This window comes from Porphyrobacter sp. MBR-49 (assembly GCF_053628655.1).
Genome location: NZ_JBRJGU010000010.1, coordinates 39,119 through 50,277 on the forward strand (window position 1 = coordinate 39,119; position 11,159 = coordinate 50,277).

General features: G+C 63.8%; 8 protein-coding genes. 7 read left to right on the forward strand and 1 reads right to left on the reverse strand.

All coding sequences use genetic code 11. The features are described 5' to 3' along the window. Positions 1-169: 169 nt before the first annotated feature. From ACSSV3_RS13180 to ACSSV3_RS13190, 3 genes are read left to right on the forward strand one after another with little or no spacing between them, the layout of a single operon-like run. Entirely contained in the window at positions 170-1,768 is a 1,599-nt protein-coding gene (locus ACSSV3_RS13180) for an MFS transporter (protein WP_354326634.1), read from the forward strand. After that, positions 1,765-3,144 carry an alpha-amylase family glycosyl hydrolase gene (locus ACSSV3_RS13185; protein ID WP_354326632.1) on the forward strand — a complete coding sequence of 460 codons (1,380 nt, stop codon included), beginning with the start codon at positions 1,765-1,767 and terminating at the stop codon, positions 3,142-3,144. Before ACSSV3_RS13180 ends, ACSSV3_RS13185 begins: the two co-directional genes overlap by 4 nt. An 8-nt stretch (positions 3,145-3,152) precedes the next feature. Further along, the gene (locus tag ACSSV3_RS13190; RefSeq protein ID WP_354326630.1) at positions 3,153-5,231 is read left to right on the forward strand and encodes a glycoside hydrolase family 97 protein; all 2,079 of its coding nucleotides are present in this window, start codon (positions 3,153-3,155) and stop codon (positions 5,229-5,231) included. Positions 5,232-5,279: 48 nt separating this feature from the next. Here the strand turns inward: ACSSV3_RS13190 and ACSSV3_RS13195 are convergent, their stop codons facing one another. Continuing rightward, positions 5,280-6,956, reverse strand: coding sequence for an ABC transporter permease (locus ACSSV3_RS13195; RefSeq protein WP_354326628.1), 1,677 nt, complete (start codon positions 6,954-6,956; stop codon positions 5,280-5,282). 11 nt (positions 6,957-6,967) lie between these two features. On the opposite strand from ACSSV3_RS13195, the gene ACSSV3_RS13200 reads away from it, so the two are divergent. From ACSSV3_RS13200 to ACSSV3_RS13215, 4 genes are all read left to right on the forward strand, one after another. Further along, a complete protein-coding gene (locus tag ACSSV3_RS13200) occupies positions 6,968-8,035 on the forward strand; it encodes an ABC transporter ATP-binding protein (protein ID WP_354326626.1) in 1,068 nt (355 codons plus the stop codon). Positions 8,036-8,098: 63 nt separating this feature from the next. After that, positions 8,099-9,142: a Fe(3+) ABC transporter substrate-binding protein gene (locus ACSSV3_RS13205; RefSeq protein WP_354326624.1), complete on the forward strand. Its 1,044-nt coding sequence runs from the start codon at positions 8,099-8,101 to the stop codon at positions 9,140-9,142. Positions 9,143-9,271: 129 nt separating this feature from the next. After that, complete coding sequence (locus tag ACSSV3_RS13210) at positions 9,272-10,087, forward strand: ferredoxin--NADP reductase (RefSeq protein WP_354326622.1); 816 nt, start codon at positions 9,272-9,274, stop codon at positions 10,085-10,087. Positions 10,088-10,482: 395 nt separating this feature from the next. Further along, on the forward strand, positions 10,483-11,157 hold the full coding sequence (locus ACSSV3_RS13215; RefSeq protein ID WP_354326621.1) for a response regulator transcription factor: 675 nt from the start codon (positions 10,483-10,485) through the stop codon (positions 11,155-11,157). Positions 11,158-11,159: the final 2 nt, after the last annotated feature.

Below are 11,159 nucleotides of genomic sequence, written 5' to 3' on the forward strand. Positions count from 1 at the left end.
GTTTTCTCCGGAGAAATTTTGAAAGTTTATTGCAATTTTTTGCAGAACGTTCAAACTACACCCCTGCTGGCCAAGTCTGATCGCCGGGCGCAAGACCCGCGACATTACCGTCGGCGCGCAGCCGCGTCACGCCTCAGGCGGCGGCGCGCGGGGAAGAGGATAATTGACCATGACGCAAGCTGGCCGCAAGCCCGCGCTCAACCCGGCGCAAATCTGGAATATGAGCTTCGGCTTTCTGGGCATTCAGATCGGGTTCGATCTGCAAAACGGCAATGTCAGCCGCATTTTCCAGACTTTGGGCGCCGAAGTGGGCGATCTGGCGATCCTGTGGATCGCCGCGCCGATGACCGGGCTGATCGTGCAGCCGATTATCGGGCATTTGTCTGACAAGACCTGGGTTGGCTTCGGCGGGCAGTTCGGGCGGCGGCGGCCCTATTTCCTCGCGGGCGCGCTGCTCGCCACCTTTGCGCTGTTCGTGATGCCCAATTCGCCCGCGCTATGGGTGGCGGCGGGGATGCTGTGGATCATGGACGCCTCGCTCAACATCACGATGGAGCCGTTTCGCGCTTTCGTTGGTGACAACCTGCCCGATCGCCAGCGCACGGTCGGCTATGCCATGCAGAGCTTTTTTATCGGGGTGGGCGCGGTGGTGGCGGGCGCGCTGCCGTGGGTGATGACCAATTGGCTCGGCCTCAGTAATGTCGCGCCCGCCGGAGAGATCCCGCAGACGGTGCAATGGGCGTTCTATATTGGCGGGGCGGCGCTGCTGGCGGCGGTGGCGTGGACGGTGTTTACCACCCGCGAATATTCGCCCGAACAAATGGCCGGGTTTGAGGCGGCGCGAAGGCGCGAACTGGGGCTTGAAACCGCTGCGCCTGCGGCCACGCTGCGCAGCGCGGCGCAATTCCGCAAGGGCGCGATCATCTGGATCATCGCCGGGGCGGGGGTGGCCGCGTTTGTCGCGCTGGCCCGCAGCGGCGCGCGCCCGGCGTTTCTGGGCGGGATCGACATCGCGCAGGAGCTTTATGTGCTCGCTGCGCTGATCGCCGGGTTCGGCGCGGTGCAACTGGTCGCCAGCGTGCTGCGTTCGGGCGGGCGCAATGACAGCGGGTTCATGGAGGTGGTGAGCGATCTGTTCGCCATGCCCAAGACCATGCAGCAACTCGCCGTAGTGCAGTTTTTCAGCTGGTTCGCGATGTTTGCGATGTGGATTTACGGCACCCCCGCAGTCGCCGAATATCACTTTGCCGCGCCCGATCCGGCAACGCGCGGTTATCAGGATGCCGCCGATTGGTGGAGCCTGCTGGGATCGGTGCGCAACGGGCTGGCGGCGGCCGCCGCGCTCGGCTTTATCTGGATCGCCGCGCGGATTGATCGGCGGCGACTGCACGCGATCAATCTGCTGCTGGGCGCGGCGGGCTTTGCCGCGATGCTGCTGATCCGCGATCCGGCGCTGCTTTGGGTGGCGATGATCGGGGTGGGGATTGCCTGGGCGTCGATCGTGTCGCTGCCTTACGCGATTTTGGCGGGCTGCGTTCCGGCGGAAAAAATGGGCATTTACATGGGGGTGTTCAACATCTTCATCGTGGTGCCGCAACTGCTCGCGGCGACGGTGCTGGGCTTCCTCGTCACCAACCTGTTCGGGGGAGAGCCGATCTACGCGATGGTGATCGCGGCGGTCAGTTTTGTGCTGGCGGCGATTGCGACATTGTTTGTCACCGATGAAGGGTCCGCGCCCCGAGGGGTGGTGCCGATGGAGGCAGCATGATGCGCCTTGCATTCGGCCTGATCGCCGCCCTCATGTCCGGTGCGCTCACCGCCGCCCCCGCACTGGCGCAGCCCGATTACGCGCCGCAACCGCTGGTCGCAATCGACAACGCCGATTGGACGCGCGATGCGGTGCTGTATCAACTCAACACCCGCCAATTCACCGCCGAGGGCACCTTTGCCGCAGCGCAGAAACACCTTCCGCGCCTAGCCGATATGGGCGTGGACATCATCTGGCTGATGCCGATTCATCCGATTGGTGAGCTGCACCGCAAGGGCACGCTGGGCAGCCCCTATGCCGTGCGCGATTACCGCGCGGTCAATCCCGAATTCGGCACCGAGGCGGAGTTTCGGGCCTTTGTCGATGAAGCGCACCGGCTGGGGATGAAGGTGATCCTCGATTGGGTCGCCAACCACTCGGCGTTCGACAATCCGCTCACGCAGACGCACCCCGAATGGTACACCCGCAGCCCCGAAGGCGCGTTGATGTCGCCGGTGGGCACCGATTGGTCGGACGTCGCCGATTTCGATTTCAGCCAGCCTGCCTTGCGCCAATACATGACTGAAAGCCTGGTCTATTGGGTGCGCGAATTCGGGATCGATGGCTACCGCGCCGACGTGGCCGGATACGTCCCGCTCGATTTCTGGGAGACCGCGCGCGCCGAACTCGACAAGGTCAAGCCGGTGTTCATGCTGGCCGAATGGGAACAGCGCGATCTGCACGCCCGCGCGTTTGACGCGACCTATGCGTGGAAATGGAAAGAGGCGATGCAGCGCCTTGCCAAGGACGGAAGCGGGGCGAGCGCGATCCGCAGCTATTACGCCGAACAGGCCGAAAGCTGGCCGCACGCCGCGATGCGCATGACCTATACCGATAACCACGATCAGAATTCGTGGGACGCGGTGGCGGCTGACATTTACGGCCCGGCCTACGAAGCCGCGATTGCGCTGTCGTTTGTGGGCATCGGCCTGCCGCTGATCTACAATGGGCAAGAGGCCGATCTGGATCGCCAACTGGCCTTCTTTGAGAAAGACCCGATCACCTGGCGGCCGGGGCGATATGATAGCCTGTTTCGCCGCCTGATCGCGCTCAAGACCGAAATGCCCGCGCTCCACAATGGGCGGTTCGGCGCAGGCATGGTCGAAGTGCCGAGCAACGCGGCTAACGACGTTTTCGCTTTCACCCGCGGTGCGGCGGGCGAGCGAGTGTTCGCGGTGTTCAACCTTTCCCCGCGCGCGCAGGCCGCGCGGTTCGATCACGCGCGCCATCATGGCCGCTATGTCGATGCACTCAGCGGCGAAGCGGCGGCGTTTGCGGGCGGTGAGACAATCGACCTCGCGCCGTGGGGCTACCGGATTTTCAGCGAAACTAAATGAGGCAGGGTATGATGCAGATATGGACGAAACTGGCTACGCTGGCGGCGCTGATGCTTGGCATGGGCGCGCCGCTTTGTGCCGAAACGCTGACGCTGGCCTCACCCGATGGCAAGATCACTGTCACCATCAGCGATGATGCGGGCCTTGCGACCTATGCGGTCAACTATGACGGTGAGGGGGTCATCGCGCCCTCGCGCCTCGGGATGCTGTTTGCCGAACATCACGGGTTTGAACGCGATCTTGCGATCACCGCCTCGGCCCGCGCGGCCAAGGATACGGCATGGGAACAGCCCTGGGGTGAGCGCCGCGTGGTGCGGGATCAGCATAATGAACTCGCCGTGACCTTCGCGGCGACCACCGGCCCGGCGCGGCAGATCACGGTGCGGTTCCGCGCTTTCGATAGCGGAATCGGCTTTCGGTATGAACTGGCCGAGCAGGCCGCGCTGACCGGCGATATCGCCATTGTCGATGAACTGACCCAATTCGGCGTCGGAGAGCAAACCACGATGTGGTACACGCCGAGCGACGAATTCAACCGTTACGAATACCTCACCCGCACCGGCCCGGCAGGCAAGGTTGATGACGCCCATACGCCCGCGACCTTCCGCAATCCGGCGGGCATCCACTTTGCCATCCACGAAGCCGCGCTGGTCGATTATTCCGCGATGTCGCTGGGTGCCTTGCGCGCTGGCAACTTCGAAGCGCGGCTGCGCAATTGGTCGGGCGGGGCGAAGGTCAAGACCCGCGCACCCTTCACTTCCCCGTGGCGCACCATTCAGGTCGCGCGCGATGCGGTGGGCCTGATCAATTCGGACATTATCCTCAACCTCAACGAGCCGAACAAGCTTGGCGATGTGTCGTGGGTAGAGCCCGGCAAATATATCGGCATCTGGTGGGCGATGCATATCAACGAACGCAGCTGGGGCCGCGATGGCATCCACGGTGCGACCACGGCGGAAACCAAGCGATATATCGATTTCGCCGCCGAACACGGCTTTTCCGGCGTGCTGGTTGAAGGCTGGAATATCGGCTGGGACGGTGATTGGTTCAACAATGGCGATCTGTTCCGCTTTACCGAACCAATGCCCGATTTCGACCTTGCCGAGCTGGGCCGCTATGCCCAGTCCAAGGGCGTGCGGTTGATCGGGCACCACGAAACATCAGCCAATATCGCCAATTACGAAAGCCAGATGGAGGCCGCGTTTGACCTCTACCAATCGGCAGGCGTGCGCGCGGTCAAGACCGGCTATGTCGCCGATGCGGGCGATGTTGTGCGGGTGGATGAAAACGGCATCCGCCGCTACGAATGGCACGACAGCCAGTTCATGGTCGGCCACCACCTGCGCGTGGTCGAAGCGGCGGCCAAGCGGCAAATTACGATCAACGCGCACGAGCCGGTCAAGGACACGGGCCTGCGCCGCACCTACCCCAACTGGATGACCCGCGAAGGCGCGCGCGGGATGGAGTTCAACGCCTGGGGAACCCCACCCAACCCACCTTCGCATGAGGCGATGCTGGCGTTTACCCGGATGTTGGCGGGGCCGATGGATTTTACCCCCGGCATCTTTGACCTGCGCCCGAATGAACGCCCGCCGGTGCGCGCCGATATCCCGCGCGGCGACCCGTCAAACCGCCCGCAAACCACGCTGGCGAAACAGCTGGCGCTGTATGTGGTGCTTTATTCGCCGCTCCAGATGGCGGCTGACCTGCCCGAAAATTACGCGGCGCGGATGGACGCGTTCCAGTTCATCAAGGATGTCGAGGCCGACTGGGAGGAAAGCGTCGCGCTGGCCGGCGAAGTGGGCGAATATGTCGCCATCGCGCGGCAGGGGCGCAAGTCCAAGGAATGGTTCCTTGGCGCGGTCACCGATGAAAATGCGCGCGATCTGTCGGTGCCGTTGAGCTTCCTTGACCCCGGCAAGCAATACCGCGCGCAAATCTATCGCGACGGGGCAGGTGCGCATTGGGACACCAACCCTTACGCCATCGTGATCGAGGAAAAGCTGGTGACCGGGGGTGAGGATTTCGCCGTTTGGCTGGCATCATCGGGCGGGGTGGCGGTGCGGTTCATTCCGGTGGGGGAATAGCACTCTTCATTGGGCACCGCCGCAGGGTTGCTCGCCTGCATTTGGCATTCAACGCCGCGACAATCGGTTGAGCAATAGCACCGGCAATAGTCCTACCGCGAGCAGGATCAGCGCTGGGATAGATGCCTCGATCAGCCGTTCATCGCTGGCGAGGCGATAGGTGCGGGTTGCCAGCGTTTCCAGATTGAAGGGCCGCAGGATCAGCGTGGCGGGCAATTCGCGCAAGGTATCGATGAACACCAGCGCCGCCGCGCCCGCAAGGCTGGGGGCAAGCAAAGGCGCATAGATGCGCGCCAGCACGCGGGCGGGCCGGGCGCCAAGGCTGCGCGCAGCAGCATCAAGGCTGGGCGGGATGCGCGCCAGCCCGCCGCTGACGGTGTTATAGGCGACGGTCAGGAACCGCACCGACAGGGCATAGATCAAAATCGCGCTGGTGCCGGTCAACAATAATCCACCGCTCCAGCCGAACGTGTCGCGCGCGAACCGGGTGAGGCTCTGGTCGAAGGCACCCAGCGGTGCGAGCAGGCCGACCGCCAGCAAAGCCCCCGGCAGCGCATAGCCCAGCGTCGCCAGCCGGATTGCGCCGACGGTAAGCGGCGAGGGTGATCGCGCCCGCGCAAAGGCGAGCAGCAGCGCGGCGACCAGACACACGCTCGCCGCCGCCAGCCCCAGCCACAGGCTGCCGCGCGCATAGGTGGCAAGATCGCCCGCCGCGCCTTGTGCCACATCGCTCAACGCCAGCGCCGCGAGGTATCCGGCGGGCAGGACAAACCCCAGCAGCACCGGGATAAGGCAGGCGATCAGCGCCAGCGCCTTGCCTAGTGGGGACAGCGCCACCAGCGGCTCTGCCCCGCCGCGCGCGGCAAGCCCGTCGCGGCTATCGCTGCGTCCGCGCCGGGTGGCGGCCTCCAAAGCGATCAGCGCGATCACGAATAACAGCATGACCGCGGCGAGTTTGAGCGCCGCCTGTTTGTCCCCCATCGCCAGCCAGCTGCGGAAAATCCCGGTGCTGAAGGTGGGGATGGCGAAATATTCGGCCACGCCAAAATCGGCCAGCACCTCCATCAACACCAGCGCCAGTCCGCCTGCAATCGCCGGGCGCGCGGCAGGCAGGGCGACGCGCCAGAACGCGGCGGCAGGCGGGGCGCCAAGGCTGCGCGCGGCGCGGAACTGGCTGAGGCTTTGTGTGGCAAAGGCAGTTCGGGCGAGCAAATAGACGTAGGGGTAAAGCACAATCCCCAGAACAAATGCCCCCCCGCCCAGCGATCGGATATCGGGGAAGCTATAGTCCTGCGGCCCCCATCCGGTCAGCCCGCGCAATCCCGCCTGCACCGGCCCGGCATAATCGAGCAAATCGGCATAGATATAGGCCGCGATATAGGCCGGCACCGCCAGCGGCAGCACCAATGCCCAGCCGAGCACCCTGCGACCCGGAAACCGGGTCGCCGCGATCAGCCATGCGCAGCCGGTGCCGGTGACAGCGGCAAACACGCCCGCCAGCGCCATCAGCAATGCGGTGTTGGCAATATAGGTTGGCAGCACCGTGCTGGCGAGGTCGGCAATCGTCCCGCTTGGCCCGGCATTGGCACCCGCCAGCGATGCCCACAGGATCGCGGCAATCGGCAGCCCCGCCAGCGCCGCGATGGCGAGCGCGGCCCAAGTCCAGCTGGCGTTCCAACCGGCCCCGCTTGCGCCGACTCCCGCAAATTGCCTAAGGCGGCTCACCGGGAACCCCCATGGCCCGCTTTACAACCCAGGGGCAGGATCAGCCATTGAGCCTTGATTTTCGACATATTGCCCATGCTTACGGTCAGGTGCGGGCGCTGGAGGACATCAGTTTTTCCGCGCCGACGGGAGAGATCACCTGCCTGCTTGGCGCGTCAGGTTGCGGGAAGTCAACACTGCTTGGCCTTGCCGCCGGATTGCTGACGGTGCAGCGCGGCAGCATCATGCTGGGCGGCGAGGTGCTGGCCGATTCCCAACACAGCCCCCCGCCCGAAGCGCGGCCCGTGGGGCTGGTGTTTCAGGATGGCGCGCTGTTCCCGCACATGACCATCGCCGCCAATGTCGGCTTTGGCCTGCCGCGCGCGCGGCGCACTGAGGTGGAAGGCTGGCTCGCCAGCGTCGGGCTGGCGGGCATGGGCGCGCGCTATCCGCACGAACTTTCGGGCGGGCAGCAACAACGCGCCGCGCTCGCCCGCGCGATGGCGCCCGGGCCGCGGGTGTTGTTGATGGATGAACCCTTCGCCAGCGTCGATATCGTGTTACGCCGCAAGCTGCGCCGTGATTGCCGCATCCTGCTGCGCGAGGCGGGGGCAACGGTGGTGTTGGTAACGCATGACCCGGCCGAGGCGCTGGATATTGCCGATCACATCGCGGTGATGGAGGCCGGGCGGATCGTGCAATTCGGCACGCCTCGCGATCTCCACCATGCGCCGCAAACCGCAGCGGTTGGCGCGATTTTCAGCGGAGCACAGGTGATCGCAGGTGAACGGCGCGGGGACAGCTTTATCACCGCGTTCGGGCCGTGGCCGCTGGAATGCGTGCTGGGCGCGGTGCCCGATGCGGGGCCAGATTCGGGCGCGGTCGATCTGCTGGTGCAGGCGGATCGGCTGGTTCTGGTAGCGGACAGCGCAGGCTGCACGGTGCGCGATGTGCACCTTTTGGGGCCGGTCACACGGGTATTGCTGAGCGGCGCAGGCGGCGCGCCGATCACGGTGGAAACCACCGCCCCGGTCAACCCCGGTGAGGCCTATCGCGCGGTGCCGCAGCCCGAAAGCGTGCGTGCATTCGCGCAGAATTAGGACTTGCCTTGGCCAAGTTTATATTGCAAGTCATTCGCAACTTGCAATCGAAAGCCATTCACCATGAAGAAACTGCTCCTCTCCGCCATTGCCTGCGCCAGCATCGCCGGACTGTCCGCCTGCGAGGAGAAACCCGCAGGCGCGTGCGCGGCGTCGACCGGTGAGGTAAATCTCTATTCCTCGCGCCACTATGATACCGATCTGGCGCTCTACGAGGATTTTACCTGTAATACCGGGATCAAGGTCAACCGGATTGAAGCCGATGCCGATGCGCTGATCGAACGCATCCGGTCCGAAGGCGAATTCAGCCCCGCCGATATCCTCATCACGGTTGATGCCGGGCGGTTGTGGCGGGCCGAGGAAGCGGGCGTGCTCGCCCCGGTCGAATCGGCCGTGCTGACCGAACGCCTGCCTGCACACCTGCGCCACCCCGACGGGCTGTGGTTCGGCCTGTCGACTCGCGCACGGATCATCATTTACAACAAGGCGGCGGGCAAGCCCGAAGGCCTTGCCACTTACGCCGATCTCGCCAATCCGGCGTTCAAGGGCGACATCTGCATGCGGTCATCGTCAAACATCTACAACATCTCGCTGTTGTCGAGCATCGTTGCCCACAAGGGCGCTGACCAGGCGGAGACATGGGCCAAGGGCGTGGTCGCCAATTTCAAGCAGGCACCGCAGGACAATGATACGGCGATGATCGAAGCTGTCGCCGCGGGGCAGTGCCGCATCTCGCTGGTCAACACCTATTACCTCGCGCGGTTTGCCGGGGGCGATGCGGCGCAAAAGGCGATTTTCGATCAAATCGGCGTGATCTTCCCCGATCAGGATGGCGCCGGAACCCACGTCAATATCAGCGGTGCCGGGGTGGTGAAATACGCGCCCAATCGCGAAAACGCGGTGAAGTTCCTCGAATACCTTACGTCAGAAAGCGCGCAGCGGTATTTTGCCGATGGCAATAATGAATACCCCGCCGCCATCGGTCTCAAGGCCAATTCGGCGGTCGAAACGCTGGGGTCGTTCAAACCGGACACGCTCAACGCCGCGGAAATCGGGCGCAATCAGGCCGAGGCGGTGAAGTTGTTCGACCGCGCAGGCTGGAATTGATTGCGTTCGATCAAGGCCCGCTTTTAGCCAATATCGCTAAACTGTCTTGAAGACGCCGCGCTTGTCGTCCATTTGCGCGCCTATTCCGGCCGCGTGCTGTGCGGCGCTGACCTGTATTTGAGACCCGTTTTGAACCAGCCCATCATCGACCGCGACCAGTTCACCGAAAGCGCGGCGCTCTCGATCGAAACCATCACCTATGTCCATCACTGGACCGATTCGCTGTTCACGCTGAAGATGACGCGGCCAGCGTCCTTCCGCTTCCGGTCGGGCGAGTTCGTGATGATCGGGCTGCCGGGCGATAATGGCAAACCGCTGCTGCGCGCCTATTCGGTCGCCAGCCCCAGCTATGCCGAGGAGTTGGAGTTCCTGTCGATCAAGGTGCAGGACGGCCCGCTGACATCGCGCTTGCAGCACATCAAGGTCGGCGATCCGATCTACCTGGGTAAAAAGCCGACCGGCACGCTGGTGACAGACGCGCTGCTGCCGGGCAAACGCCTGTTCATGCTGTCGACCGGCACCGGCCTCGCCCCGTTCATGAGCCTGGTGCGCGATCCCGAGGTTTACGCGATGTTCGAGGAAGTGATCGTGGTGCATTCGGTGCGCAATGTTGCCGAATTGGCCTATCACGATCTGCTGGAATCGAAGCTCGAAGGCGATCCGCTGCTTGAGGATGAAGACCGCGCGCGGATGATCTACGTCCCCACCGTAACCCGCGAACCGTTCCGCACACAGGGCCGGATTCAGGCGCTGATCGATGATGGGCGCCTGTTCGAACAGTCCAAAGGCCCGCAGCGGTTCGTGCCCGATGAAGACCGCGTGATGCTGTGCGGGTCGATGGCGATGATCAAGGACCACGCCGCCGATCTGGAAGCGCGCGGCTTTACCGAAGGCAGCAATTCGATGCCGGGGCAGTTCGTGATCGAACGGGCGTTTGTGGGGTAAGTGCAAACCCCGCTCGTCCTGAGCATGTCGAAGGACACGCGATCCCGTCTGTGATGCTTCGACAGGCTCAGCATGAGCGGGGCGGGGTTGTGCCTGCCTTTAAGCCTTCCTCGTCACCCCAGCGAAAGCTGGGGCCCAGAGCGTTATTGGGCAATGTTTGCCGCCCTAGATCCCAGCTTTCGCTGGGATGACGATGGGGGTGGATGTAGTGCCTCGGTTCCCGATGTGAGTTTGCTGGTGGATGGTTTTGCGCCATTCCCGCAATCGACGCCCCGCGCTTGCCACTTTCGCGCTCGCCTGCCCTAATGTGACACTTGCTTACGCATTGCTGCAATCCCGTCACAAACGCGTCACATCGATCAGCCACTCCGACGATAAACCGGGGCAGTCTGAACATGGATGTCGTCAATATCTTTCTGACGAGTGAGCTGGGCGAAAGCCTTGAGGATTTCGTCCATGATCATCGCCGTTTCACCTTTGACCGGCTGGGGCCGGAAGGCCCGCGGCGGCTGGTCGAAGGGCCGATGTGGGCCTTTATCGACTGGGTGCTGCCCGACCTTGCGGGCCTCGAACTATGCCGCCGGTTGCGCGCCGATCCGCGCACGGCAGACGCGCATGTCACGATGGTGCTGGAAGAAGATGATCCCGAAGACCGCCGCCGCGCGCTACGGGCAGGGGCGGATGATTATGTTGTCGGCCCGCTGACCCGCACCGCCGTGCTTGACCGGGTGCTGGCGCTGCAATCGCGCGCCAGCGAACGCAGCGCCACCCGCCGGTTCGAACTGGGCGCGCTCACCATCGACATGGCGGCGTTGCAGGCGCGCTGGGATGGTGAGCCGATTGTGCTGCGGCCCAATGAATTCCGGCTGCTGCGCTTCTTTGCCGAAAACCCCAACCGCGTGCTGACCCGCGATGATCTGATCAACGGGCTGGGCAAGCGCGAACCGCCGATTGACGAACGCACCGTCGATGTGTGGATCGGACGGCTGCGGCGGTCGATCAAGGCGGCGGGCGGTGGTAACCCGCTGCGCACCGTGCGATCACTGGGGTATGTGTTCGATTTAGGTTGATA

Bases quoted from the DNA above. Each gene is read 5' to 3' on its own strand.
- ACSSV3_RS13180 (WP_354326634.1), top strand. From the start codon at position 170: ATGACGCAAGCTGGCCGCAAGCCCGCGCTCAACCCGGCGCAAATCTGG.
- ACSSV3_RS13185 (WP_354326632.1), top strand. From the start codon at position 1,765: ATGATGCGCCTTGCATTCGGCCTGATCGCCGCCCTCATGTCCGGTGCG.
- ACSSV3_RS13190 (WP_354326630.1), top strand. From the start codon at position 3,153: ATGATGCAGATATGGACGAAACTGGCTACGCTGGCGGCGCTGATGCTT.
- ACSSV3_RS13200 (WP_354326626.1), top strand. From the start codon at position 6,968: ATGGCCCGCTTTACAACCCAGGGGCAGGATCAGCCATTGAGCCTTGAT.
- ACSSV3_RS13205 (WP_354326624.1), top strand. From the start codon at position 8,099: ATGAAGAAACTGCTCCTCTCCGCCATTGCCTGCGCCAGCATCGCCGGA.
- ACSSV3_RS13215 (WP_354326621.1), top strand. From the start codon at position 10,483: ATGGATGTCGTCAATATCTTTCTGACGAGTGAGCTGGGCGAAAGCCTT.